Below are 24,164 nucleotides of genomic sequence, written 5' to 3' on the forward strand. Positions count from 1 at the left end.
AAACGGTATTATTACGACTCACACGATCAGTTGAAGGCCCATCTCCATCGCTTTGTGATGGCTTATAACTTCGCCAAAAGACTAAAAGCTCTCAAAGGCCTAACACCCTATGAATACATCTGCAAAATCTGGAAAAATGAGCCAGATCGTTTTATCTTTGATCCATTCCAGCACACCGTGGGACTAAACAACCTAGGCTAACTCCAATTTTATTGGATCTGAGGAGTTCAAGATGCAATCTGTCAATACGCTGGAAGCAAAATCTTCATTGTCTCGTTTGGTGGATGCCATTGAACAGGGACAGGAGCGTGAAATTATCATCGCCCGTAATGGCCGTCCGGCTGCTCGCCTGGTTGCAATTAAAGAAACTCTTCTGGCCCGCGTATCGGCATCGCCAAAGGCAAGTTCGAAGTGCCGGATAGTATTGATACGTGCAATGAAGAAATTGCACAGTTATTGACGGGAGAATAACGCCTTGAATCTGTTGCTGAATACGCATGTTGCTTAATGGGCGATTACAGATCACCTCCGGATTGTCGTCAAGCGCCAGAACATTGATCGAATCACCTAAAACAAGTGTTTGGGTAAGTCTGGTCAGTTTGTGGGAGATTGCAGTCAAGCATGCATTGAACCGGAGCGGGATGCTGGTTTCTAGTCAGGCCGCCACGTTATATTTTCGTGATTCGGGCTATCAATTGCTGTCTATTGAAACAGAACATGTGATAGCTGTGGAAGAGCTGCCCTCTTTGCACAGGTGCTGATTAAGCCGATGCGGTTGCTAACGCATGATGTAGTTATTGCTCACTACAGTGACATAATCATCCAGATTTGATGAAATTTCGTTCAAACAGAAATTTGGGATTTGTCTTTGGAACCCTACAAGGGTAAAGCAATCCCTCCTTCTTTCATCATTGCGAAACCCAACGGGTTGAAGCAATCCAGCAACAACCAGGGGGATAAAGACTTCACCGGTTATGCCGTAAGGCATCGACGATTTGCATGCGAGAGGCTTTCCAGGCAGGATAGAGGCTGGCGATGAGTGTGGTAACAATAGCCAATGCCAGTGCTTCCAGCAGCATATCCGGGGTGATAAGTATTTCCCCAGTGTAGCCACGCGCCATACCGGGCGGGGGGGGCATGGGAATGCCGATACCGGAAATAATTGCGGCCAGCAGCCATCCGACCAGTGCACCCAGTATACCGCCAATACCGCCAATCAGAGCACCTTCGCATAGAAACTGGCGCAAGATGTCGATTCTTTTTACACCCAGTGCCATAGCGGTGCCAATCTCGCCAGTGCGCTCCATCACATTCATCGTCATGGTGTTGGAAATACCCAGCAAAATGATGAGCGCGATGATCAGCTTGATCGCCTGCACCTGTTTGGTGAACAACACGGTCGTTTTATTGTAGAAATCTGCCAGTTGATACCAGGGTACGATCTCAAATTGATCTGATGACAGCTGCTTGCGTAGTACCGCCAGTGCTGTATCGGTCTGTGCAGTATCGTTTAGCAGTACTACCCAGCTATGTGCTCCTTGTGTGCGTAACAATTGTTGTGCGGTGCTGATTGGCAACCGTAGTGCATTATCATCGTAGGATTTGGTGACGGTGTTAAACAAGCCGCCGATGGTCATTTCAACAGCATTGATTCCCCCCGTTGCGGTGTTCACCAGTAATACTATCTGATCGTCCACCGTAACACCCAGATTACGTGCCAGCCCCTCTCCCATGATGAGGTGATCAGGGTGATCAACCGATAAATTACTCCCAGTCGAGATTTTGAGCGCATTGTCGAAATATACCTGCTCCTGCGGATCAATTCCTTCGCCAATGAAAGAAAGTGTGGCGTCACCATGGCTGATCAAGCCACTGAAGCTTAAACGTGGCACAATTGCTTTGATCGAAGATTCATTCATTCCAGGCATAAAGTTTCTCGACAAGTTCTGTCCCAAATTGTCCGTAAACAAAAAGTGGTAGGGATCTGCTTTTCCAGATTTAAAATAACCCGGCTTGACGATCTGTAGATGGCCCAGTTGGGAATGAATTGTGGTTTCTCGAAAATCCTGAAAAATCCACTCAATGAAACCGCTGGCTAGAAGCAGTGCTGTAATACCAAATGCCGCTGCGCCAATTGCAAGGCCAGTGCGACGCTTGTGGCGGACCACATTGCGAAAAGCAAGAATCGTCTTACTGAAGTTATATTGAAATTTATGCATAATGGAATGTTCCTTTGTAGCGAAGCCGGGATGGTATCTGTCTTATCCCAATAACTCTAATCTCCTTGTTTCTTCAGATAAAGTCATGTTTTTGTATTAATTATAAAATCATCAGATATTTAATAAACTTGCAAATACATAACTATATTTACAGGTTGCTACCGGGTTAATTGAATGAAATTAGATAGCGCTCTTAGAGAATGGACAAAATTAGTTGGTCAATCCCGTGTTTTAAGTGGCGAGGATGCACAAATAAATTATGGTCGTTGTACTACCGGGGAAAGTAGAAGACTTGCCGGGATCCTCAAGCCACTTGAGCGCGATCATATTATTCCAATTGTAAAGATTTCTGCGCAGTATAAAGTGCCCCTTTATCCTGTAAGTACAGGCCATAACTGGGGTTATGGTACAGCCCTGCCGCCCATTGACGATTGCGTAATTCTTGATCTTTCAGAACTAAACAAAATTGTTGATTTTGATGCTGAAGCTGGGGTGGTAACTGTTGAGCCAGGTGTAACGCAAGGACAGCTGGCAGAGTTTCTCGATCAGGGAGAATACCCTTTCATGGTGCCGGTAACCGGCGCCGGGCCAACTTGCAGCATACTGGGTAACGCTCTGGAGCGTGGCTATGGGATTACACCTCATACAGATCATTTTGGTGCAGTTATGGCTATTCAGGCTGTATTGGCTGATGGCAGTATTTATCATTCGGCCCATGTCGGTCTGGGTGGTGAGCAACTAGATCGGCTATTTAAATGGGGAATAGGCCCCTATCTTGATGGCCTCTTTTCCCAGGGCGGCTTTGGAGTTGTCACGCAGATGACTATTGTTCTGGCCAGACGCCCTGAAAAGGTTTGCTCTTTTTTATTCGGCTTAAAACAGCCGGAACAATTGGGTGAGCTAGTTCTGCGTGTTCGTGAGGTGATTGCGCGCTACCCCGGTATTGTCGGAGGGGTCAATCTGATGAATGCGCATCGTGTGCTGGCAATGACCGCACCTTATCCAAGGAATCGAGTGACAGCAGGGGGAACTATTTCTCCTGAGGTCTTGCATGGATTATGTCAAGATAATCTGGTGCTGCCATGGACAGGGTTTGGAACGCTGTATGGCTCTAAAGGCGTGGTAAAGGCAGCACAGCGGGAAATACGCTCTATTTTATCCCCTTTGGCAGTACGTTTACTATTTGTTGACTCCCGGCGTATCCAGGTATTGTTCCAGATCGGGAAATTGTTGCCACCTGGTTTTCGTTCCAGGTTAAGCAAAAAACTGATGATACTTGAACGCTCGTTGCAGCTGGTTGCAGGTTGCCCAAACCAGACTGCTTTGCCGCTTTGCTACTGGCTTAAAAATAATTTGCGACATGATTCTGTGATGAATCCCGCACAGGATGGTTGCGGCTTGACCTGGTACGCACCGCTTGTCCCTATGAAACAGGAAATCGTGATTCATTACGTGCAAATGGTTTCCGCTATTATGGATAAGTACCGGCTGGAACCATTGATAACACTAACTAGCCTTTCAGACCGATGTTTTGATAGTACCGTCCCTTTATTATTTGATCCGGATTCCGAGGCAGAGCGGAAAAATGCAGAAAATTGCTACTGGGAATTGTTGGAAGAAGGAAAGAAACAGGGATTTTTACCTTACAGGGTAGGTATACAGACGATGAGCTGGCTGTCAGAAAATAATAGTTCCTATTGGCAAACCGTGCGTAAAGTCAAGAATGTGCTTGATCCGGATGCTGTCATTTCCCCGGGTAGATATATTTAAGGTTGGTAGAGATAAAGTGATGTCGATAAATTTTACAATTAGGGTAATTAGAAATAAAACATAGAATAATTATTTATTAATATCATGATGTTATGTTGAATGGCATGGATCGTGCTTATTTAATAGGTGTAGTAATAAAATCGGGACGAAAATCTTACATCAACATAGACATAGGGAGTATTTCATGAAAGCAAAATCTTCAATATTGGCGCTGGGTATTGGCGTCGCCCTGAGTGGAATGATGGCTACATCGCAAGCTCAAGCAGGAGTTCTGGGTTCATCCATTTTTGAAATCAGCAACTTTTTTATACAGAATGCTGATGGTAATGTCCCTACAGGAATAACAATTAATTCGGATGTCAGGAATGGTGAAATAGCAGTCGGGTTGAATGGTGTTAATACAGGTAATACGGGTAACGCAGGTGGTAGCGGCAATTTGAATATTCTTCCGGTACAACTAGGAGCTCCAGCTAATATATTAGGAGATAATAGCACAGCTATACTTCCTGATGGATCGGGTACTTTTTCGCGTTCAGATCTTTTCGTGAGTGGAACGATATTTGGAACTGGAGGGCAAGGTTTAACCCGTTCTGATGCTTACGCGTTAAGTGGGGATAACCAGGGAAATGCAAACTCTACGATTGCTAATAACGTGTTGGCAACTTATTCAATCACTGTTGAGGCTGATACATCAGCACAGTTTGTTACGGATGCTGATGTTTATCTTAAAGCATTTGTTTCCAATGACTTGTTTAATACCGCCAGTAGTGCAAATGCAAGTATCAGTTTTTCAGTTGATGTTAAGAATTCATCAGGTACAACTATCTTTGCATGGGCACCTGAAGAACTTAATCGTGGCGTAGCCGCATTTGGTGTGGCTGGTTTTAATGATGTTGGCGGGTTTAATGCCTATACTGGTTTGGCCAGTGGTTTCCAGACTCTCAGCACAGGAGTATACAGTGTGACAATCCAGCAAAAAAGTACTGCCAGAGAGGTGGCAGTTAATCAAATTCCCGAACCCAGTATAATTGTGCTGTTGGGTATCGGCCTGGTTGGTTTTGGTTTTGTCAGCCGCTCAAAGGGAAGTTCCTTGCAAGCTTAACTATTGATTAGTTACCGATGTAGTAAAAAAGGGGGGGTCAATACCCTCTCTTTTTTATTGGGTATTTCTATATGAGGGAATCAACACGTTGCTTTGAGTTGTCTGTAAATATCTCAGATATGCCCAATAACCATAAAATACAGCTTTCTCGTTGATCAGATTTTCTCGCTTAAAAATTTCATGTGCTTTGGGAAGGTTGCACCAGGCAATACCAGGGAAAAAATGATGGTAGGTGTGTAGTGCAAAATTAAGATTAGGTAACAATAGTTTTTCCCACCAGCGTAGGATAATGAGTGGAGAAGATTCAGCGATGCTTGCTTGAGGCAGGTTGTAAACATGCTCACAAACAGCGCCCAGACGCACAATTAACGGTGTGAATGTCATTAATGGCAACAACCAGTAAACCAGAAACGCGGGCCACAATTCAAAATAAGTCAGTAAAATAGCCAGCCCGATGTAAAAAGCAGATCGGAGCCATTTTGGTGCAGGATACAGTCGCTTGTAAATCTGTTTATTTTCCAGGCGTTTGCCCTGTAAGATTCTGTAAAAACTCAATCCACATAAATCGCTTAATAACAGTTTGGTCAGGTGCAGGGTTGGCATGGGAAATGTCCAGTCCGGCCCGGATTTGCGCAAAAAATCTGGATCATCTTTGGTGAAATAGTACTTGTGATGGGATAAATGAACTCTGGCGTAGTCCTCCACTGTAATGCCTATCGGGTAAGCGGTCAGAATATTGGCCACCGTATCACCATATCGCCCTCGTAAACCGAGCTGGTGTACCTGTTCATGCGCCAGTAATCCCAGGATATTGAAACGTGTGGCAATAATTGGCAGAGCAAGCAATGTCATCCAGATAGTATCAAGATGAGTAGCAAGCATGATGGTGGCGATAATAACAATCCATGCGCCTAGTGCCTGCAGGAAAAATTCTTTTGGTCTTGCACCACTGAGTGCCTGAATTTCTTTGCGTGCCTGTTCAGATAAATGACTTTTATCGCCAGTCAAAGCGGGCGGGAGAGTGTGTGATTGGCTCATAAGATACCTCATTAATTCGCAAGTTTTGGATAGGAAGGAAGCGATTTTCTTCATATTCAGCGGCATAATTGCGAATAAATTGAGAATCAAAGTATGTTTGTGAACTTGTTAAAGCATTGGTTAAAAAGTGCCCCCTATGGATCGGAAAAATAGTTTGTCAGATATCGGATACGCTTTCAGGCATGTAGCCCAATCTGCAGTTGTGGCCATTTATGCCGGATTTTGTGCAGATTGTTCAAATTAATTTGCCTGAATTGAAGCTGCTGCACGATTATTTTTTCTTCATGCTGGGTGAGAAAATAGGGATATAGACTCTTCTCTTTTCGTTCAGTTTGTCCTCCCAGGTTAAGGATCTGCCTTTTCATGTAGTTCATATCCAGATGAAGTAATACCGCTGGGGCATTGACTCTCGGGCAGGTACGCAGTTCACCGATCTGATGGAACCCAAGCTTACGTTTATAAAAAAGAGAATGGCGAGGGTTAATTTCGATGACGGCATCATCAGCCTTGTGTATGTGATGGGCGAGAATATGTGCCATATGAAACATTGAAGCAAAAATCTCCTTCGAGCTGCTTTCCGGGTCAAAAGCGAGTTTGGATACTTCAAAGAGTTTACGACCTTGCTGGCGGAGCTGATCCAGTTCAGTTTGATAGAGGATGTCAGCCAGTAATCCTTTTCCTGTGTCGATAGTGAGTGTCAGCGTACCGATGAGTTGTCCGGATTGTCGTGCTTCTAGGGTGTATTGATTGGAATCAGCTGAGAAAACGGATGTTTTTTCAGTCTGGTAGCCGCGTGAGGCATACATGCGCTTGATGAGGGTGCTGGCTTTGATGCGTTGCTTGAGTGAATTGACCAGATGGATGCTGTAGTCGTTGCGTTGCAGGAGGCAATCCGGTTCAGTGTGATCGGGGTAGTTACTCGGGCTGGCTGGTATTCGGTATTGTTGAGGGGGGAGGGGCTGTGTTCTGCTGTAGTTGAATGAAGGTGAGTCGGGGTGATGAAAATTAAATGCGAGATTTGCTAGCTGGATATTCTTTGCCGTAACTGCCGGTGTGGATTGGTTCGCGGTCTGCATAGAACATACTCCTTATAAGTCATTTCCTGAATTAAACAAATGTAATTCAAAGAATGGTTGTTTGATAAACAGGAGCAGATAAATTATTTACTATCTGCAATATGCTTTCAATAAAAGCATAATCCATGCCATTTGTAATAATGATTGTTAATCAGATAGTTATAAATTTTTCTGTTTTTTGATGAAGAGAATTGTCGCTGTAATCTGTTATGAAGATTGTGAGCAGTCATAATCAATTGTTTTTATTGAATATTATTTGTCTCTTTAAAGAGACGGTTGGGCTGGGGTGATGGTTGTTGCAAGGCGGCTGCGCCAGAGTATTCGAAGCAGGAGCAACAAAACTCGTTCTCGTGAATGCTGTGGGCATGAAGCAATTCGGCAGTGGGGGTGCGAAGGCCTGGATTGCCGTGATCTCGTAGGCTATGCGAATTATGTGGAGCTTACCTTCCTTAATAAAAAGAACGGAAGGAGCAAGTTGCTGGTTCTGCTATATTTATTTTTCTTGAATTTGATTGTATATAGACATACATAGATGGAACAGTTTTGAGTTTGCATAAGGATAAATTTGGCTGAAATGATCAGAATTTTGTTGTTCCTCATTAGCTTGCAGGCAGTATCCGCTTTTGCGGTGGAGATTACGCCGCGTATTACTGATCGTGAAATCGTTGAATCATTGGCGGAGCTTAGGGCAGGGCAAAAAGCGCTGGAAGAAAAATAGATTTACGTTTTATAGCGATGCAGGAGAAAATGGATCAGCGTTTTGAAGCCATAGACCGGCGGCTGGATTTTATCCAGCAGCTGATGCTGGTGAGAATTGCCGACATATTTGGTCTGATTGGTTTCATTGTATGGGATCGCTATGCAACACTGCGTCCTATGGACACACGCCTTAAGCAGCTTGAACGGGAGCTGTAAAATGACCTTTGGCTGCAGTCTGACGCGCATGCTTCATACCTTGCGCGAACTGGCGAAGGAAGATAAAAAAATTGAGGCAATTTTGCGCAGTTTATCGCTGTTATAGGTGGTTCCTAGAATGCCTCAGTTGATGATTGGCCGCCTGATACCATGAACCCGGCGTATGCTTTTACGATCGTTCTTGTACCTTTGCATTGAGTATGAGGGTGATTAAAGAGTGTAAAAATTTTCGACACACTTGTTTGTCAGGTCAAGCCCCCGTTGCTTTTCCGCAAGAGGGTGAACATTGATAGAATGGCTAGAGTTGTCTTTGCCCCTCTCTCGGCGTATGACAAAGCATGGTTTCTGTTTTCAGTATTTGATTAGCTGAAAAAAACTTGTGCTATATTGGTTGCTTGCTTCTGTCCGCTGTACAACTTCTTTTTACCCGGATCCGGGTATTTCAAATTCTTGATTACAGTTTCTCAATTTATTTCGGATATCAGTAAAAGTGTTTTTTGAATGGGTAGTCGATCCTGCTGCGTGGGCAGGTTTGGCAACACTGATTTTTTTGGAAATTGTGCTGGGGATTGATAATCTCGTTTTCATTGCAATCCTGGCGGATAAACTGCCGCCGGATCAGCGTGAGAAGGCACGTATTGTTGGTTTATCTCTGGCGCTTGTCATGCGCCTCATCCTGCTTGCATCCATTTCCTGGGTCATTACGCTGACTACGCCGTTATTGACAGTTTTTGATATTGGGCTGTCCTGGCGAAATATCATCCTTCTGTTCGGTGGCATATTCCTGCTTTTCAAGGGGACGATGGAGTTGCATGAGCGGCTGGAAGGACATTCCGGGCAGAAAGAAGGCAAGATTGTGCACGCTGTATTCTGGCAGGTCATCGTTCAGATTATTGTGCTGGATGCGGTTTTTTCGCTGGACAGCATGATTACAGCGGTGGGGATGGTGGAGCATCTTGCGGTGATGATGATTGCCGTCATCATTGCGGTGGCTGTCATGATGGCATCTTCCGGACCGTTGATGGCATTCGTCTCGAAACATCCCACTGTTGTGATTTTATGCCTGGGTTTTTTGATGATGATCGGCTTTTCGCTTGTAATTGAAGGCTTTAATTACCATGTTCCCAAAGGGTATCTCTATGCGGCAATCAGTTTCTCGATTCTGATTGAGGTGTTTAACCAGATTGCCAAGCATAACAAGGAAAAGTTCGTCACTACTGGAGACTTGCGAGAGCGTACCGCAGCAGCCGTATTACGACTGCTTGGCGGGAGAGGTGGCGAAGTTGGGTTGGGTGAGACTGCAGAAGTGATCGCGCAGCAGGTTGCCAAAAATGATCTGTTCGCCCGGGAGGAAAAGGAGATGATTGAAGGCGTGTTGACGCTGGCTGAGCGCCCTGCCATGTCAATTATGACGCCACGCACTGATATTGATTGGCTGGATTTGGAAGATAGCACTGAAATGATCAGATTGAAAATCATCGACAGTGGCCATTCGCGTTTTCTATTGTCACGCAGTAGTGTGGATGAGTTTGTTGGCGCTGCATTCGCCAAGGATCTGCTGCGCGATATGCTGGAAGAAGGAAAGATCAACCTGGAAAAGTCGTTACGCCATCCGATTGTGGTGCATGAGCGTGTGCCCGTGATCAAACTGATGGAGCAGCTCCGCAATCAATCATTACAGCTAGCAGTGATTGTTGAAGAATATGGATCAGTCGAGGGAATTGTGACGCCGGCAGATATTCTGGAAGCAATCGCTGGTGAATTTCTGGACGCAGATGAAGAAAAAATGGTGGCGGAACAACAGGCGGATGGTTCGTGGCTGATGGATGGATGGATCAGTATCCGCAAGGTATCCAATTTATTGGAATACGATCTGGTTGATGAGGCTGAACGCTATTCCACGCTCGGGGGGTATCTGCTCTGGCAGTTAGGCTATATTCCAAGTGAGGGGGAGCAGATTACGGTTGATGGTCTGATTTTCGAAATTGTTTCAGTTAACCGACATAATATCGGTAAAGTGCGTGTGTGCCGCGTGCAGCCTGAAAGTGAGTAAGGGGATTCAATGAGGATATCTGGAGGATTGTTTTTGCCGCTGGCGAAGTGAAAGGAGTGGAGGCCAAAATTGATTTTTCCATTGAACACATACCTGTCGAAATTTTTTACACTGTCTGCAAGGCTGTTTTCCTGTCGCTATTTTGTCAGAAGATGACTTGAAAATTTTCATTTGCTGGCAAATGGTTATCCCCGGGTTCAGGATGTTCTCCATTTTTGGCATGATTGTTGCTTGATATTTAAGAATAAAACAAAACCTTAAGGAACTTCTGGACGAATCCGACATGGTCACGCACGTGGTTTTGTGGGATGGCCGCAAGGCGCGCATAGATCATTCCCTTCGCAACGAGCGGAACAAGCAGGCTACCCGAAAAACCGTGTGCTCATCGCGTTGTGCACCTTGGCTTCGTAGAATGGGTTCGCGGTATACACCTTGCGATCATCGCAATTTTACCAGCAGCGCGGCTCATGGAGAATTCGTACAGAGGCTCCTTAACTATCCAAGCAGAAGAGAAATATGCACATCTTCCAAAAATGGCGGTGGGTTGTGTTGAGTTTTTTAGCTCTGCATGCTGCTGTCACTTACAGCAGTGAACCTGTTCCCCGGGGAATACCCGGTAATGTTGCAAACAATATCGAAATATTGGTGCTGCAGGCTCGTCAATACGAACATGGCGAGGGCGTGCCGCAAGATAGAAAAAAAGCGGTGGAATTGTACTGTCAGGCAGCCAGACTGGGTTCGGCGGAGGGGCAATATGCACTGGGATGGATGTATGCCAATGGGCGTGGTGTTGAGCGTAATGACAGCATTGCTGCCAGTCTGTTTGAAATGGCCGCCGCCCGGGGGCATACCTATGCACAGAAAATGCTGCAGTTTATGCCTGTGCCGGCCAATCCAAAGATACAGTTACCGGATTGCCTGAACAAAAATATTTATGCTCGCGCCAAGGCAACGCCAAACAAATATTACGTTAACCAATCCGTGTCTGTACTTGTGGAGAAACTGGCACCACAATACGAGATAGATCCTGGTCTTGTGCTGGCGGTTATTTCGGTTGAATCCGGTTTTAATGTGCAGGCAGTTTCACCCAGGAATGCTCAGGGATTGATGCAACTGATCCCGGAAACAGCAGAGAGGTTTCAGGTCAAGGATGCTTTTGATGCAGAAGACAATATCAAGGGGGGCATGGCTTATCTGAGATGGCTGCTCGCTTTCTTCAAGGGAGATGTGGCGCTGGTTGCTGCGGCATACAATGCCGGGGAGGGGGCGGTCGAGAAATATCGCGGCATTCCGCCTTATCCAGAAACTGTAAAATATGTCAACAAAATCTTGTCGCGCTACAACAAAACTACTCATCCGTATCAGCCCGGCGTGGTCAGCAGAGCTTCCTTCATCTTCACCTCGGTTGCAGCTGAGTAATGAGACGTTGGCCATCTCGCAAAACAAATTTCCATCACTTGTAAACATCCGTAAAAGCAATTGGCTTTGTGAACACCGCAGGCGTGAAGCAATCCAGCAAGTGCTGTCGAAAAATTTTACACTATGCATGAGCCATAATTGCAGAGTGCGCTGGCGCGTTCTAGTTAGGTAGTGCGATTTATAAATCGGGTGAGGGTGTAGTTTCTTCCAGGTTCTTCTCTTTGAATTCGCATAAATCTACAATCAGGCATTGCTGACATAAGGGCTTCCTGGCTTTGCAGGTATAGCGTCCGTGCAGAATTAGCCAGTGGTGAGCATCTTGCCGAAATTCTTCCGGAATAACCTTGAGCAATTTTTGCTCAACTTCCAGCACATTTTTACCCGGAGCGATGCCGGTGCGGTTAGCCAGGCGGAAGATGTGGGTATCGACTGCGATGGTGGGTTCGCCAAAGGCGGTATTCAGAATCACATTGGCGGTTTTCCGGCCGACTCCCGGCAGTTTCTCCAGTTCTGTGCGGGTGTGCGGGACTTCGCTGTGATGTTGTTCGATCAGTAACTGGCAGGTAGCGAGGATATTTCTGGTTTTGGTACGGTATAGACCGATGCGCTGAATGAATGGGCTGAGGCCGATTTCTCCCAGTCGCAGAATTTTCTCTGGTGTATCGGCCATCGGGAACAGTTTGCGTGTAGCCAGGTTGACGCTTTTATCAGTAGCTTGTGCCGAGAGGATGACGGCAACCAGTAACTGAAACGGTGTGCTGTATTCGAGTTCCGTGGTCGGATGGGGGTTGGCCTGCCTGAATCGGGTGAATATCTCCCGGCGTTTGGTGGTATTCATTCTTTAAACGGAATGTTGGAACGCGCAAGTGCTGTGCGTGCGCGTTCCATCGCTGCTTGGATGGCTGCTTTTTTCATATCGGTTGCTGGTTGTGTAGCGGAGATAGTATTTGCTCCAAGTCTGTTCTGTTTTGGTTTCCGGGATTCCTGTCGGTTGCGTGCCAGTCTGAGTTGTCTGAGATGATACCGCTCACGCGCGCTGTCAGCTATTTGTTGCCGAATTTCAGGTGTGGCGGGCTCAGACACGGGCACCATGCTGATGCAGTCCACCGGGCAGGGTGCGATACAACGTTCACAGCCGGTACATAACGCGGTCAGGACGGTATGCATGCATTTGGCCGCGCCGATGATGGCGTCTACCGGACAGGCGCGCAGGCAGAAGGTACAGCCGATACACTGTGCTTCATCAATGACGGCGACTGCTGGTGGTTTGGGGTGGCCATAAGCCGTATTGAGTGGCTTGGGAGCGATGTTAAGGATGGCGGCAATAGCTGCGGCGCCGGCGTCGCCACCAGGCGGACATTGATTAATATCGGCGCACCCCTCAGCAATCGCTACAGCATAAGGACGGCAACCATCAAATCTGCACTGGCCGCATTGGGTTTGCGGCAGCACGGCATCAATCTGCTCAATCAATTTACTTTTATCCAGCATAGGTTGAACGAGAGCAAAGTAGTGAGGTGATTTCCGAAACCAGAGCCGGGCCACGGTAAATTAATCCGGAATAAACCTGCACCAGGCTGGCGCCGGCTTTTATTTTGGCTTGTGCATCCAGGGATGACATGATGCCACCCGCCCCGATGATGGGAATAGCCTGCTGGAGATGCATGGCAAGCTGGCGGATGACGGCAGTACTGCGCTCCGTTAATGGTGCGCCGCTTAATCCGCCTGGTTCATCACCATGCGGCAAGTGTTCAAGGCCATCACGTGCGATGGTGGTATTGGTTGCAATTACGGCATCCATACGGTGTTTCAGTAGCAGCGAGGCGATTGCCTCGATTTGAGCAGATTCCAGATCAGGTGCGATTTTAATGGCCAGCGGGGTGTAGTGGCCATGCTGATCGCTGAGTCGGGTTTGTTCCGTCTTGAGTGCGCCCAACAGTTGTTCCAGCTCGGTTTCATTTTGCAGCTGCCTGAGTTGTTTCGTATTAGGTGAGGAGATGTTGACGGTGACATAACTGGCATACGGGTACGCCTTACGTAAACAGATTAGATAGTCATCTATCGCGTTTTGCAGGGGCGTATCAGCATTTTTACCGATATTGATGCCTAATATGCCTTGATAATCCGCCTGCCGGACATTTTCTATCAGTTTATCTATCCCAACGTTGTTAAATCCCATCCGGTTGGTGATTGCTTCAGCCTGCGGGACGCGAAACAGCCGTGGGCGAGGATTGCCAGGTTGTGGGCGCGGAGTGACAGTTCCCACTTCAATAAAACCGAACCCCAGCCGGGCCAGTGCGCTGATGTACGCGCCGTTTTTGTCGAGACCGGCAGCCAGCCCGACCGGGTTAGGAAAATCCAGCCCCATAGCGCGAACCGGTGTGCAGTAGATAGTGCGATTAGGTAACAGCCCGGTTTTCTGCAGTAATCCGAGCGTATCCAGGGTAAGGGTATGGGCAGTTTCGGCATCAAGCAGAAACAGCAGCGGACGTAGTAGAGTGTATGTCATTCAGATGGTTGTGCAGGTTTCCTGACATTGCCATTGGTTGTCAACCAGCAGTTGTAGTGGTTGGAAATTGGCTTTATAGCGCATTTTTCGGTTATTTTCGATCCAGTAACCCAGATAAAGGTAAGGTAGCTGGCCATGATGGCATTGTGCGATTTGCCACAGGATATTAAAGGTGCCATAGCTCGTTCCGGTGACATCCGGATCAAAAAAGGTATACACCGAAGAAAGCCCGTCCGGTAGCTGGTCAATGATGCTAACCATGCGCAGTTGTTGATTCTCGTGGAATGTTACCAGAAAGGAGTCGACCATACTTTGCAGGAGAAAATTGCAATACTGTTCATGCCCATTTTGATCATCAAGATCCATGCCTCCGCCGGGGTGACGTAATTTCTGGTAGCGCTGGTAGAGATCAAAGTGTGCAGGATCAAAATGAAGGGGATGCCGGGTGGCTTGTAAATGCTGATGTCGTTTCCATATTCTGCGCTGGATGCGGTTGGGGTGGAACAGTTCTGCCGGGATACGCGCCGGGATGCAAGCATGACACAGCTCGCAATCCGGGCGATAGATGAAATTGCCGCTGCGACGATATCCCTGTCGGATCAGTTGTGTGTAGGCATCGGCATCTGATACGTTGCTGGTCAGTACGACCCGGGAGCGTGCGAGCCGCCCTGGTAAGTAACTGCACGGATAGTTTTTGGTAATCTGGAAATCCATTATTGTTGTTTCGGCCAGGTGAAATCAAAATGCCATTTTCTATTTTGTTCAGGCTGGTCGGTCAGCTTACCCAGTAATTTAGAGAATTGGAGTCTTGGAATCTCTCGCGCGCCCATTGACATCAAGTGAGCTGTTTTCATCTGGCAGTCGATCAGGCCATAGCCTTGGCGCTCCAGTTGCCTGGCCAGATAAACCAGTGCAATTTTGGAGGCATCAGGTACCCGGGAAAACATTGATTCGCCAAAGAATGCCTTGCCAATGGCTACACCGTATAACCCGCCGACCAGTTCTCCATCTACCCAGGTTTCGACTGAATGTGCTATCCCGCGTTGATGAAGTGTTGTGTAGGCTGCAACCATTTCGGGATGTATCCAGGTGCCGGTTTGTTTTTCGCGCGGTGCCGCACAAGCTTGCATGACCTGCGTAAAGGCGCTGTCTGTCCGGATCTGATAGTGATTTTTCTTCAATGTCTTGTGCAGTGAACGAGAAATTTTCAATTCTTGCGGAAACAGTACCATTCTTGGGTTCGGGCTCCACCAGAGTATGACTTCCCCCTGATTGAACCAGGGGAAAATCCCTTGCTGATAGGCAGAAATCAGGCGTTCTGGCGACAGATCTCCGCCAGCGGCCAGTAAACCATTAGGTTCGATCAGTGCCTGTTCCAGTGGTGGAAAGGGGGTATCGGAAAAGAGTGTGCGAATCATGGCTGAAACAATATCTTCAGGTAAACAATGGCAAATGGCGTTTTCTTGATGCAGATCAAGATCATCATGTCTGCAATTATCTAGTATCTACCATTAATTAGGGTACTTCGTACGAATCCTCCACGAGCCACATTGCCGCAACCCGCATGGGTACTGGTTTTATGGGTAGTCTCTGCTGTGTTACGCTCGTTGCGAAGGGAATGACCATTGGGCTGGTGTGAATTATTTGTCCGGATGGTTTTATTCAATAACAATAATCGGAAGAACCGTGTTTTCAGTTCAATCCGGGCGCAAATAGCAGAAAACAGCGCAACCTTGATATAGATCAAAGTATTCCTCCCAATAGTTATTTAGCATTTGTCACGCAACATTTGCATATACATAAAACAAGAAAGGAGAACAGGGTGAGTCATAATCCATTCGGAAAGCGTGCTGTATTAAATACTGTGATCGGTGTATTCGGTGCTTCAATGCTGCTGGGTGCGCCACAGACATTTGCCGAAGGTGCATCAACACAGGTTTTGGAAGAGCAGATCAGGTTGCTTGAACAGCAATTGCAATCTATCCGGGGCGAGCTGGATAAGGTTAAGTCCGATACCGTGATACATGAGCAAAAAGTTGATCAAAAATTGCGGGCAGTAGCTTCGGAAGAAAAAAGAGAACACAAGGAGCATGAAATTGAACATGCTGCCCATAAGCACATGCTGTTTTTCCGGGGTGGCTTTGCGCATAGTGACCATCTTCGCAATGGTGTTTCCATCCAGAGTGCTGTAGCTCCTATCGGGATGCAGGATCGAGCAGGCAAGGATGCCTGGTATGTGGGTGCCGGGTTTGATTTCAGTCTGACCAATGATGCTTGGGGAATTATGCCGGGGACCAGTGTATTCGCTGAGCTGATGTTTGAATATAAACAGTACAGCAACAAAGTGAAGGGAAACGTGTTAGCTAATAGCCCGACTCTACTTGCTCCTGATGCACCGTTGAATCCAAATAATGTAACAGTCAGCCAGTTTACGTTGACTGCTGCTCCAAAAATCAAGTTTATGGAAGGCAGTAAATTCAGGCCATGGATTATTCCGGCTGGTCTGGCAATTCATGTGATCAGCCCGCCTTCCGAATCCATCACCGTGCTGGAACCGGGCGTCATGTTCGGCGTAGGCGCTGATTACAACATCTGGAAATCGATGTATGTCGGTGCAGATGCCAGATACCATCTGGCTGGCAAGATTGATGGGGTGGATGTTAGCGGATTTACCGTGGGTGGTTATCTCGGAATCGGGTTTTAAGGCAGGGTAAGCGTTTTTTGATATAGAAATTAGTTAGAAATTGTTTCAATCGTAGTTTGTTTTCTCAGTAGTGACGAGTATTTCTCTCTTCTCGCTTCGAGCAAAATAGGAGCCCAAGCAACAGATTTTGTGACGAAGCCTTTATACCCCGCCTAAGTTTTGGCGGGGTTTTTTTATGAGTGTCAGGAGGACAGGTTAATCTGGTTGCGCAAGGCATCAAGCAGTTTATCGTACAGGCCATTAAAGCTGCCGTTACTCATGATCAAGATATGATCACCTGGTTGTGCCGCAGTAGTAATGGCGCTGATCATGGCAGATAGATCATGGTGAATGTCAGCTTTATTGCTGAGGGAAGTGAGGGCTGAAGCTACGTCCCAGCCCATCTGATGGGCATAGCAGAATACCTGATCGGCCTGATTCAGACTGGCAGCGAGGCTGTCCTGCCAGACACCAAGTTTCATGGTATTGGAGCGTGGCTCCAGCACAGCGAGGATGCGTGCCGAACCAATCTTGTCGCGCAGCCCTGCCAAGGTTGTTTGAATAGCGGTGGGGTGATGCGCAAAATCATCATAGATGTGAATATCATGAATAATCCCGCGCAGCTCCATGCGGCGTTTCACATTTTTAAAGTGGGATAAGGCTTCAATGCCAAGTGGTGCCGGTACGCCGGCGTGACGCGCTGCAGCCAGCGCTGCCAGTGCATTCATGCGGTTATGTTCTCCCAGTAACTCCCAGTGCAATATTCCCTGCGGTTCGCCTTGGAAACGAATTGACTGGCTTTGATCGTGTTCCGTGGTGATTTGCCAGCCTTCATCCACCCCGAATTTTTCTACAGGCGTCCAGCATCCTTGATGCAACACGCGCTGCAGGGTTTCATCACAGCCGTTGACAATAATCAATCCATTGCGCGGAACGATGCGGACAAGGTGATGGAACTGACGCTCGATCGCGGCCAGATCCGGGAAAATATCCGCGTGATCAAATTCAAGGTTATTGAGTACCGCAGTTTTGGGCTGATAGTGCACAAATTTGGAGCGCTTGTCGAAGAAGGCGGTGTCGTATTCATCCGCTTCGATGACAAAGAAAGGAGAGAGAGTTTGTTCTCCGTCGATATGCCCCAGACGGGCAGACAGGCCAAAATTCTCCGGGACGCCGCCGATGAGGAAACCGGGGGCAAGCCCGGCGTATTCCAGAATCCAGGCAAGCATTGAACTGGTGGTGGTTTTGCCATGCGTACCGGCAACGGCAAGTACCCAGCGGTTATGCAGCAGGTGCTGTGCCAGCCATTGCGGGCCGGATGTGTAGGGCAGATGCGCATCGAGAATGGCCTCCATCAACGGGTTGCCGCGTGTGACGACGTTGCCAACTACGAATAAATCAGGTGCCAGCTTAATCTGATCGGTGCTATAGCCTTCGATCAATTCGATATTTTGATCGCGTAACTGTGTGCTCATTGGCGGGTAGACGTTGGCATCACAGCCGGTGACGGTATGACCCGCAGCGCGTGCCAGTACCGCCAGTCCGCCCATGAAGGTACCGCAGATTCCAAGAATGTGAATATGCATAAATGTTCCGGCAGGGTAATTGTGAAGGAGGCAATCGGTTGAGCGGGTGATTATACGCGAGGCGTGACCGGGGGATGTATCCGTGCTACGCTGGTTTCCGTTAAATTTGGGAAGGGAGGCATGAATGGCGCTTCTGCCATTATATATACCAAAAAACAGACGATTACAGGTTGTGATTGCGGGCGGGGGGTACGCAGGGATTGCTGCGATGACTACGTTACGGCGCTACAACCCTGACGCAGAAATCACGCTGATTGATCCTGGAATCAATCATCTCAAAATCACCCATTTGCATGAAACTTTCCGCTATCCATTATCTGATTTGCTGGTTCCGTATACGGCTTTGGAGCAGCGCTTTGGTTGTCGCCATATTCGCAGTACATTGTCGCTGGATGAATCGATGTTGTGTCAGTGGCAGCAAGATCATTACTTGCAGGCAGGTGATATCCAGGTTCCATTTGATTATCTACTGGTAGCATCGGGTGCAAGGATGGCATGCCGGAGTGATATGGATAGTCACACTACAAAAAATGTATTTGGCCTGGAGGATTTTTTTACTGTTTCCGGCGCTGATCTGCTGAACAGCTTTCTGGAAACGAAAAATAGTGAAAGATCGTATATATCCGTAATTGGCGGGGGAGCAACCGGTATCCAATTTCTGTTTGAGCTGGCCGATTATCTGTATCGCCACCGGATTAATCACGGTCTACGGCTGGTGGATGATAAGGAGCGAGTATTACAACAGTTTCCAAAAGGATTTTCCTGGTATGTGGAAAAACGCATGCTGGAGCTGGATATCGAGTTTTATCCAGCGGCCCACTTTCTGGAGCAGCGTACGGATAAACTTCTGCTGGAAGATAAAACCAGCGGGCGACATTTTGTATTGCCTTCCATTCTTTCGCTGGCATTCACCGGCAACAGACCGGGTAATCTGATCAAAACCAACTTGTTCGGCCAGGTGATGGCAGCTGGCAAGCCACTGGAACATATATTTGCAGCGGGCGATTGTTCGGTTTATCAATCAGTGGGATCGAATACGATGACTGCTCAGTCAGCAGTGCGTAAAGGGAAACTGGCTGCCCGTAATATGTTGCGCCACTCCGGTATGCTCAAGGTGCTTGAGCCGTATCTGCATCGTGATCTCGGTTACGTGGTCAGCCTGGGGCCGAATGATGCAGTAGGTTGGCTGGCGGTCGAAAACAATGTAGTGACAGGTATTCCTGCACAGGTTATCAAGGAAATTGTCGAAGTTCAGTACGATTTGCTGTTGAGCGGGGTGGATACTTATCTGGTGTAGTTTGTTAACACCGACAGAAGAAATCAGATACCGCGCATCATGGCAATGCCGTGCGCGCCATGTTCCTGGGCAATTGCCAGATCGGTCGGCTGTAATCCTCCTAACGCATAAACCGGCAGCGGGTAATCCCGGAGGAGGACAGAAAACTTATCCCATCCCAGTGAGGGAGCTCCCGGATGGCTGAGCGTGGGGTATACGGGACTCAGCGTGACAAAATCAACGCCCAGCTGCTCAGCGCGCTTGAGTTCTTCTGCGTTGTGGCAGGAAGCACCGCACCAGTTAACAGTTGGCCGGGCAGTCAGTGATAGCAATTGAGTTGAAGTCAGATGAATGCCATCAGCCTGCACTGTTTGCGCCAGTGCGATATTCCCGTTGAGCAGTACTGTCACCTGATGATTATTCCGGGCAAGTTGCAATACAGTCTGAACATAGCATTCCAGTTGATCGGGCGGCATAGCTTTTTCACGGATTTGCAGAAGTTTTATGCCACTCTGAAAAGCTTGTCGGATGGATAACAATGATGCTTCCACACCCGTTTCAGCTGCACAGGTAATGGCATAGATCGAGGGTAACATCAGGCTGCGCAGAATGGGGATATTGGCCGGAAGCAAAGGAGAAACAGTGACATTGTCGGCGGTTTGCCAGGCGAGCTGCTGCTGTTCACGAGGAGCGGGTTCACCCTGCCAACTGGTTACCCGATAAAATCTGAGTTGTACCGTGGCATGCGGGTAACTGAATAGCCGTGTCAGCCATGGCGTGGCTTGGTCGGGGGTAATACCCAGTTCTTCATTCAGTTCGCGTGCCAGTGCCTGAACAGGAGATTCTCCTGTTTCTATTTTCCCCCCGGGAAACTCCCAGTAGCCAGAATAAGGCTTGCCAGTTGGCCGGCAAGTGAGCAGGAAACTGCTATCTGGACGAATAAGAATGGCAACGACGACTTCAACCAACGGTAAGTCGGGCATATTATTTTTGCCCTATTCTGCCTTTGCCAATTTTTGCTGACCTGCCCAATCACGGGCGAATTGGCGAGCAACCCGTCCATTGCGAGAACCTCGTGCCAGCGCCCAGCGAAGCGCTTCCTGCCGGGCCGGGCCGGATAATCTGCTGATACCATGTTGTGAGAGCCAGTGCTGAACAATTTCCAGATATTGCTCCTGATCGAATGGATAAAAAGACAGCCACAGACCAAAGCGTTCTGATAGTGAAATCTTTTCCTCGGTGGCTTCTCCCGGATGGATTTCGCCCTCCACATGCCGGGTTGCCAAATTCTCATGCATGAATTCCGGTATCAAATGACGACGATTGGAGGTGGCGTAAACCAGTACGTTGTCGGATGTGGTGGAAATGGAACCATCAAGAACGACTTTCAGTGCTTTGTAACCCGGTTCATCCGCTTCGAATGACAAATCATCACAATACAGGATGAAGCGCTCCGGACGCTGATCGATGAATTCGACAATGTCGGGCAGATCGGTGAGCCCTTGTTTATCTACCTCGATTATACGTAAGCCTCGATCTGCATAGCGATTCAACAATGCTTTGATCAATGAGGATTTGCCGGTACCGCGCGCGCCAGTCAATAATACATTATTAGCCGGGAATCCGGAGACAAACTGCTGGGTATTGCGATCAAGTGCCTGCTTCTGCTCTTCGATATTCAGCAGTTCATTCAGCGTAATCGTATGCGGGTGGCTTATCGCCTGTAGAAAACCGGTGTTGTCGTGTTTACGCCAGCGAAAGGCAATGTGTGCGTCAAGATCAGCGTGCTGTATCCGGGTAGGGAGGATGTCCTCAATGCGCGTTAACAGTTGGTCTAAGCGTTGGAAAAACAGTTCGGAATCATTCATATCAGCTGCGGTAATCGGCATTGATTTTTACGTAATCATAGGAAAGATCGCAGGTCCATATTGTGGTGGCTGCATTTCCCCGATTGAGTTTTACCTGAATAGTAATTTCTGGTGCCTGCATGATACGTTGCCCTTCTTTTTCACGGTAGCTGGCAGCACGGCCACCGTGTTCGGCGACCAGGGTATTTTCCAGATAAAGCTGAACAAGATTGACATCCAGATCCTCAATGCCGGCATAACCGATGGCAGCCAGAATTCGTCCCAGATTGGGATCGGATGCGAAGCAGGCCGTTTTGATCAGCGGGGAATGTGCGATGGCATAGGCGACCTTGCTGCATTCTTCCGCTGTCCTGCCACCTTCTACTTGCACGGTGATGAATTTGGTTGCACCTTCGCCATCGCGCACAATCATCTGGGCAAGCAGAATGGCCACTTCGGTAATGGCCGCCTGCAGCGTGATAAATCCGAGGTCGGTTGATGTAGTGATCAGGTTGTGCTTCGCCTGTCCGGTGGCCATCAGGATCAATGCGTCGTTAGTGGAGGTGTCGCCATCTACGGTAATGCAGTTGAAGGATTGATTGGCCGTGTGGTGTACCAAATCGTTCAGCAAGGGTTGCGTAATAGCTGCATCCGTAGCGATATAACTAAGCATGGTGGCCATGTTCGGATGGATCATGCCCGAACCTTTGGTGATGCCGGTGATGGTGACGGTCGTTCCGCCCAATTGAATCTGGCGGGAAACGCCCTTGGGCACAATGTCGGTCGTCATGATTGCCTGAGCAGCAGCAAACCAGTTGTCCGGAACCAGGTTTGCCACTGCCTGGGGCAGGCAGGCAGTAATTTTTTCTACCGGCAGTGGCTCCATGATGACGCCGGTGGAAAATGGCAAGATCTGCTGTACCTGGCAGCCAATGAGCCCGGCCAGCGCGGCGCAGGTGGCGTATGCGTGATCAATACCGGATTGGCCGGTGCCGGCATTGGCATTGCCAGTATTGATCACCAGTGCGCGAGTCGGTAAAAGGGCTGCAAGATGTGATTTGGCTACCGTAACAGGTGCGGCACAGAACCGGTTTTTAGTGAAAACACCGGCAACTTGTGTGTTTTCGGCAAGCTTGATGACCAGCAGGTCTTTTCGGCCGGATCGCTTGATGCCTGCTTCTGCCGTCCCCAATGATATGCCCTGGATCGGCAGCAGCTGTTCAGGTAGTAGCGGTGGAATGTTGACTGGCATGAATGAGAGTCTGTAAGAAAAAACGTTATCGTAACCTATCCCGCAGGAAATCGCCGGGTTGCCTGGAATTATTCCATTATCTAAAACTATGAATGGAGTTTCGCGAGTACTTTGTTAAAATAACGATTTTTAGCGGGTTCGGATACATTCTGGATACATCTATGGAATCAACTTTTCTGGTAGACAATATGTTTTTTATCGTGGCGGCAATGCTGAGTGGTGGCATGCTGCTATGGCCGGTGGTTGCACGTAACTCCGTCCGTGATATTGGTACAAAGCAGGCGATCCGGTTGATTAATTATGAAGATGCTCTGGTGCTGGATGTCAGAGATGAAGGTGAGTATGCCGGTGGTCATCCGCCCAATGCTGCCCATATTCCGGTGGAGCAGATAGAAGAACGTTGGCAGGAGCTGGAAAGATTCAAGGATAAACCTGTTGTTATCATCTTTACGCCAGGGCTGCGACCGGGGCGAGCTGGTTCCGTTTTGCGCAAAAATGGTTTTAAACAGGTTTTTAATCTATCTGGTGGCATTGAAACCTGGCAGCGTGAGAATCTTCCATTGGTGAAAAAGTGATGGATGATAACGGCGCGGAAAGAGACAAAATGCCCAAGGTAGTGATGTATGTATCCGGATTTTGCCCCTATTGCACCATGGCAGAAAAATTGTTGCGTGCAAGAGGCGTGGAGGAGATTGAGAAGATCAGAGTGGATCTGCAACCAGGGCAACGAACCGAGATGATGCGGCGTTCCGGACGACGAACGGTTCCGCAGATCTATATTGGACAGACCCATGTTGGAGGGTATGACGATTTGTCAATGCTGGATCGACAGGGTGAGCTGGCCAGTCTGCTGGCTGGCTGAATGTCTGCCGGTATCTGATTGTTATTGGAAGCTGACTTATTTATTTTGATAAATGTATTTAACCGGAATCAACCATGACTGAACCACAGCAGCAGCCCGTTTTTGTTATTGAAAAAGTGTATGTCAAGGATTTATCACTGGAAATTCCCCATGCTCCTCAGGTTTTTCTGGAACGGGAATCTCCCGAGATCAATCTTCAGCTGGCTACCAGTGATAATGTCATAGAAGGGGAGATCCACGAGGTAATTGTGACGGCGACTGTCACGGCGCGCCTGAAGGAAAAGGATAAGGTTATGTTTCTGGTAGAGGCTCATCAGGCTGGTATTTTCCGGATACGTAATGTTCCCGGGAATGAGATTGAGCCAGTATTGGGTGTTCTGTGTCCAAATATTCTGTTTCCCTATCTGCGTGAAACGATCTCGGATACAGTAACGCGAGCTGGATTCCCGCCTGTGATTCTCAATCCGGTTAATTTCGAGGCAATTTATCAGCAGAAGCAGCAGGAAGCGGCTGTATCACAGCCTGATCAGCCTGTGGATAATACAACCAGGCACTGA

Annotated in this window: 25 protein-coding genes and 1 pseudogene; 14 read left to right on the forward strand and 12 right to left on the reverse strand. The window is 47.9% G+C overall.

What is annotated here, in order from left to right; genetic code table 11:
* The 3 genes and pseudogenes from C8R14_RS13770 to C8R14_RS10435 all read left to right on the forward strand — a co-directional run.
* Window positions 1–201, forward strand: a pseudogene (locus C8R14_RS13770) (IS481 family transposase); the annotation flags it as partial.
* 31 nt (window positions 202–232) lie between these two features.
* Window positions 233–460: a type II toxin-antitoxin system Phd/YefM family antitoxin gene (locus C8R14_RS10430; RefSeq protein WP_011633745.1), complete on the forward strand. Its 228-nt coding sequence runs from the start codon at window positions 233–235 to the stop codon at window positions 458–460.
* Between the two features lie 37 nt (window positions 461–497).
* Window positions 498–761: a PIN domain-containing protein gene (locus C8R14_RS10435; RefSeq protein ID WP_011633746.1), complete on the forward strand. Its 264-nt coding sequence runs from the start codon at window positions 498–500 to the stop codon at window positions 759–761.
* A gap of 204 nt (window positions 762–965) precedes the next feature.
* Here the strand turns inward: C8R14_RS10435 and C8R14_RS10440 are convergent, their stop codons facing one another.
* The gene (locus C8R14_RS10440; RefSeq protein ID WP_011633747.1) at window positions 966–2,219 is read right to left on the reverse strand and encodes an ABC transporter permease; all 1,254 of its coding nucleotides are present in this window, start codon (window positions 2,217–2,219) and stop codon (window positions 966–968) included.
* A gap of 174 nt (window positions 2,220–2,393) precedes the next feature.
* Between C8R14_RS10440 and C8R14_RS10445 the strand changes: the two genes are divergently transcribed.
* Together C8R14_RS10445 and C8R14_RS10450 are read left to right on the forward strand one after the other, a co-directional pair.
* Complete coding sequence (locus C8R14_RS10445) at window positions 2,394–3,989, forward strand: FAD-binding protein (RefSeq protein WP_011633748.1); 1,596 nt, start codon at window positions 2,394–2,396, stop codon at window positions 3,987–3,989.
* A gap of 184 nt (window positions 3,990–4,173) precedes the next feature.
* Window positions 4,174–5,091 (forward strand): PEP-CTERM sorting domain-containing protein, encoded by a 918-nt coding sequence (locus C8R14_RS10450; protein WP_011633749.1) that lies wholly within the window; start codon window positions 4,174–4,176, stop codon window positions 5,089–5,091.
* 54 nt (window positions 5,092–5,145) lie between these two features.
* On the opposite strand, the gene C8R14_RS10455 is transcribed toward C8R14_RS10450, so the two are convergent.
* Both C8R14_RS10455 and C8R14_RS10460 read right to left on the reverse strand, forming a co-directional pair.
* A complete protein-coding gene (locus C8R14_RS10455) occupies window positions 5,146–6,129 on the reverse strand; it encodes a fatty acid desaturase family protein (RefSeq protein ID WP_011633750.1) in 984 nt (327 codons plus the stop codon).
* Window positions 6,130–6,305: 176 nt separating this feature from the next.
* On the reverse strand, window positions 6,306–7,205 hold the full coding sequence (locus tag C8R14_RS10460) for an N-acyl amino acid synthase FeeM domain-containing protein (RefSeq protein WP_011633751.1): 900 nt from the start codon (window positions 7,203–7,205) through the stop codon (window positions 6,306–6,308).
* A 574-nt stretch (window positions 7,206–7,779) separates the two neighbouring features.
* Between C8R14_RS10460 and C8R14_RS13570 the strand changes: the two genes are divergently transcribed.
* From C8R14_RS13570 to C8R14_RS10480, 4 genes are all read left to right on the forward strand, one after another.
* Window positions 7,780–7,923, forward strand: coding sequence for a hypothetical protein (locus C8R14_RS13570; RefSeq protein WP_011633752.1), 144 nt, complete (start codon window positions 7,780–7,782; stop codon window positions 7,921–7,923).
* A 29-nt stretch (window positions 7,924–7,952) separates the two neighbouring features.
* The gene (locus C8R14_RS13575) at window positions 7,953–8,120 is read left to right on the forward strand and encodes a hypothetical protein (RefSeq protein WP_160803456.1); all 168 of its coding nucleotides are present in this window, start codon (window positions 7,953–7,955) and stop codon (window positions 8,118–8,120) included.
* Window positions 8,121–8,610: 490 nt separating this feature from the next.
* Entirely contained in the window at window positions 8,611–10,173 is a 1,563-nt protein-coding gene (locus C8R14_RS10475) for a TerC family protein (protein WP_011633755.1), read from the forward strand.
* Between the two features lie 516 nt (window positions 10,174–10,689).
* Window positions 10,690–11,592, forward strand: a complete 903-nt coding sequence (locus C8R14_RS10480; protein WP_011633756.1) for a transglycosylase SLT domain-containing protein — start codon at window positions 10,690–10,692, stop codon at window positions 11,590–11,592.
* A 178-nt stretch (window positions 11,593–11,770) separates the two neighbouring features.
* On the opposite strand, the gene nth is transcribed toward C8R14_RS10480, so the two are convergent.
* Genes nth through aat form a run of 5 tightly spaced genes read right to left on the reverse strand, consistent with a single transcriptional unit; the run spans window position 11,771 to window position 15,519 of the window.
* Entirely contained in the window at window positions 11,771–12,430 is a 660-nt protein-coding gene (gene nth / locus C8R14_RS10485) for an endonuclease III (protein WP_011633757.1), read from the reverse strand.
* Window positions 12,427–13,083, reverse strand: a complete 657-nt coding sequence (locus tag C8R14_RS10490; RefSeq protein WP_011633758.1) for an RnfABCDGE type electron transport complex subunit B — start codon at window positions 13,081–13,083, stop codon at window positions 12,427–12,429. The genes nth and C8R14_RS10490 overlap by 4 nt, the downstream gene beginning before the upstream one ends.
* On the reverse strand, window positions 13,073–14,101 hold the full coding sequence (locus C8R14_RS10495) for a quinone-dependent dihydroorotate dehydrogenase (RefSeq protein ID WP_011633759.1): 1,029 nt from the start codon (window positions 14,099–14,101) through the stop codon (window positions 13,073–13,075). Before C8R14_RS10495 ends, C8R14_RS10490 begins: the two co-directional genes overlap by 11 nt.
* On the reverse strand, window positions 14,102–14,815 hold the full coding sequence (locus tag C8R14_RS10500; protein ID WP_011633760.1) for an arginyltransferase: 714 nt from the start codon (window positions 14,813–14,815) through the stop codon (window positions 14,102–14,104). It lies immediately after the preceding gene.
* Window positions 14,815–15,519, reverse strand: a complete 705-nt coding sequence (aat, locus tag C8R14_RS10505) for a leucyl/phenylalanyl-tRNA--protein transferase (protein ID WP_011633761.1) — start codon at window positions 15,517–15,519, stop codon at window positions 14,815–14,817. Before aat ends, C8R14_RS10500 begins: the two co-directional genes overlap by 1 nt.
* Window positions 15,520–15,923: 404 nt before the next feature.
* Between aat and C8R14_RS10510 the strand changes: the two genes are divergently transcribed.
* Window positions 15,924–16,805: a putative outer membrane beta-barrel protein gene (locus C8R14_RS10510; RefSeq protein ID WP_011633763.1), complete on the forward strand. Its 882-nt coding sequence runs from the start codon at window positions 15,924–15,926 to the stop codon at window positions 16,803–16,805.
* Window positions 16,806–16,987: 182 nt separating this feature from the next.
* Here the strand turns inward: C8R14_RS10510 and mpl are convergent, their stop codons facing one another.
* The gene (gene mpl, locus C8R14_RS10515; RefSeq protein ID WP_011633764.1) at window positions 16,988–18,370 is read right to left on the reverse strand and encodes a UDP-N-acetylmuramate:L-alanyl-gamma-D-glutamyl-meso-diaminopimelate ligase; all 1,383 of its coding nucleotides are present in this window, start codon (window positions 18,368–18,370) and stop codon (window positions 16,988–16,990) included.
* A 124-nt stretch (window positions 18,371–18,494) separates the two neighbouring features.
* Here mpl and C8R14_RS10520 point away from each other — a divergent pair, with 124 nt between their 5' ends.
* On the forward strand, window positions 18,495–19,667 hold the full coding sequence (locus tag C8R14_RS10520) for an NAD(P)/FAD-dependent oxidoreductase (RefSeq protein WP_011633765.1): 1,173 nt from the start codon (window positions 18,495–18,497) through the stop codon (window positions 19,665–19,667).
* 23 nt (window positions 19,668–19,690) lie between these two features.
* Here C8R14_RS10520 and C8R14_RS10525 read toward each other — a convergent pair whose 3' ends face one another.
* Genes C8R14_RS10525 through argJ form a run of 3 tightly spaced genes read right to left on the reverse strand, consistent with a single transcriptional unit; the run spans window position 19,691 to window position 22,745 of the window.
* A complete protein-coding gene (locus tag C8R14_RS10525) occupies window positions 19,691–20,629 on the reverse strand; it encodes a Nudix family hydrolase (RefSeq protein WP_011633766.1) in 939 nt (312 codons plus the stop codon).
* A gap of 12 nt (window positions 20,630–20,641) precedes the next feature.
* On the reverse strand, window positions 20,642–21,514 hold the full coding sequence (locus tag C8R14_RS10530) for an ATP-binding protein (RefSeq protein ID WP_041353427.1): 873 nt from the start codon (window positions 21,512–21,514) through the stop codon (window positions 20,642–20,644).
* Between the two features lies 1 nt (window position 21,515).
* On the reverse strand, window positions 21,516–22,745 hold the full coding sequence (gene argJ, locus C8R14_RS10535) for a bifunctional glutamate N-acetyltransferase/amino-acid acetyltransferase ArgJ (RefSeq protein WP_011633768.1): 1,230 nt from the start codon (window positions 22,743–22,745) through the stop codon (window positions 21,516–21,518).
* 161 nt (window positions 22,746–22,906) lie between these two features.
* Here argJ and C8R14_RS10540 point away from each other — a divergent pair, with 161 nt between their 5' ends.
* The 3 genes from C8R14_RS10540 to secB all read left to right on the forward strand — a co-directional run bounded on the left by C8R14_RS10540 (window position 22,907) and on the right by secB (window position 24,164).
* Entirely contained in the window at window positions 22,907–23,320 is a 414-nt protein-coding gene (locus C8R14_RS10540) for a rhodanese-like domain-containing protein (protein WP_041353687.1), read from the forward strand.
* A gap of 29 nt (window positions 23,321–23,349) precedes the next feature.
* Window positions 23,350–23,607: a glutaredoxin 3 gene (gene grxC / locus C8R14_RS10545; RefSeq protein ID WP_041353688.1), complete on the forward strand. Its 258-nt coding sequence runs from the start codon at window positions 23,350–23,352 to the stop codon at window positions 23,605–23,607.
* Between the two features lie 74 nt (window positions 23,608–23,681).
* Window positions 23,682–24,164 carry a protein-export chaperone SecB gene (gene secB, locus C8R14_RS10550; protein ID WP_011633771.1) on the forward strand — a complete coding sequence of 161 codons (483 nt, stop codon included), beginning with the start codon at window positions 23,682–23,684 and terminating at the stop codon, window positions 24,162–24,164.

Origin of the sequence: Nitrosomonas eutropha, from assembly GCF_003201195.1 — a bacterium.
Taxonomy (GTDB): domain Bacteria; phylum Pseudomonadota; class Gammaproteobacteria; order Burkholderiales; family Nitrosomonadaceae; genus Nitrosomonas; species Nitrosomonas eutropha.

Bases quoted from the DNA above. Each gene is read 5' to 3' on its own strand.
- C8R14_RS10520 (WP_011633765.1), top strand. From the start codon at position 18,495: ATGGCGCTTCTGCCATTATATATACCAAAAAACAGACGATTACAGGTT.
- C8R14_RS10500 (WP_011633760.1), bottom strand. From the start codon at position 14,815: ATGGATTTCCAGATTACCAAAAACTATCCGTGCAGTTACTTACCAGGG.
- C8R14_RS10490 (WP_011633758.1), bottom strand. From the start codon at position 13,083: ATGCTGGATAAAAGTAAATTGATTGAGCAGATTGATGCCGTGCTGCCG.
- aat (WP_011633761.1), bottom strand. From the start codon at position 15,519: ATGATTCGCACACTCTTTTCCGATACCCCCTTTCCACCACTGGAACAG.
- C8R14_RS10480 (WP_011633756.1), top strand. From the start codon at position 10,690: ATGCACATCTTCCAAAAATGGCGGTGGGTTGTGTTGAGTTTTTTAGCT.
- C8R14_RS13570 (WP_011633752.1), top strand. From the start codon at position 7,780: ATGATCAGAATTTTGTTGTTCCTCATTAGCTTGCAGGCAGTATCCGCT.
- grxC (WP_041353688.1), top strand. From the start codon at position 23,350: ATGCCCAAGGTAGTGATGTATGTATCCGGATTTTGCCCCTATTGCACC.
- C8R14_RS10445 (WP_011633748.1), top strand. From the start codon at position 2,394: ATGAAATTAGATAGCGCTCTTAGAGAATGGACAAAATTAGTTGGTCAA.
- C8R14_RS10430 (WP_011633745.1), top strand. From the start codon at position 233: ATGCAATCTGTCAATACGCTGGAAGCAAAATCTTCATTGTCTCGTTTG.
- argJ (WP_011633768.1), bottom strand. From the start codon at position 22,745: ATGCCAGTCAACATTCCACCGCTACTACCTGAACAGCTGCTGCCGATC.
- C8R14_RS10450 (WP_011633749.1), top strand. From the start codon at position 4,174: ATGAAAGCAAAATCTTCAATATTGGCGCTGGGTATTGGCGTCGCCCTG.
- C8R14_RS10530 (WP_041353427.1), bottom strand. From the start codon at position 21,514: ATGAATGATTCCGAACTGTTTTTCCAACGCTTAGACCAACTGTTAACG.
- C8R14_RS13575 (WP_160803456.1), top strand. From the start codon at position 7,953: ATGGATCAGCGTTTTGAAGCCATAGACCGGCGGCTGGATTTTATCCAG.
- C8R14_RS10495 (WP_011633759.1), bottom strand. From the start codon at position 14,101: ATGACATACACTCTACTACGTCCGCTGCTGTTTCTGCTTGATGCCGAA.
- nth (WP_011633757.1), bottom strand. From the start codon at position 12,430: ATGAATACCACCAAACGCCGGGAGATATTCACCCGATTCAGGCAGGCC.
- mpl (WP_011633764.1), bottom strand. From the start codon at position 18,370: ATGCATATTCACATTCTTGGAATCTGCGGTACCTTCATGGGCGGACTG.
- secB (WP_011633771.1), top strand. From the start codon at position 23,682: ATGACTGAACCACAGCAGCAGCCCGTTTTTGTTATTGAAAAAGTGTAT.
- C8R14_RS10440 (WP_011633747.1), bottom strand. From the start codon at position 2,219: ATGCATAAATTTCAATATAACTTCAGTAAGACGATTCTTGCTTTTCGC.
- C8R14_RS10460 (WP_011633751.1), bottom strand. From the start codon at position 7,205: ATGCAGACCGCGAACCAATCCACACCGGCAGTTACGGCAAAGAATATC.
- C8R14_RS10455 (WP_011633750.1), bottom strand. From the start codon at position 6,129: ATGAGCCAATCACACACTCTCCCGCCCGCTTTGACTGGCGATAAAAGT.
- C8R14_RS10435 (WP_011633746.1), top strand. From the start codon at position 498: ATGTTGCTTAATGGGCGATTACAGATCACCTCCGGATTGTCGTCAAGC.
- C8R14_RS10525 (WP_011633766.1), bottom strand. From the start codon at position 20,629: ATGCCCGACTTACCGTTGGTTGAAGTCGTCGTTGCCATTCTTATTCGT.
- C8R14_RS10540 (WP_041353687.1), top strand. From the start codon at position 22,907: ATGGAATCAACTTTTCTGGTAGACAATATGTTTTTTATCGTGGCGGCA.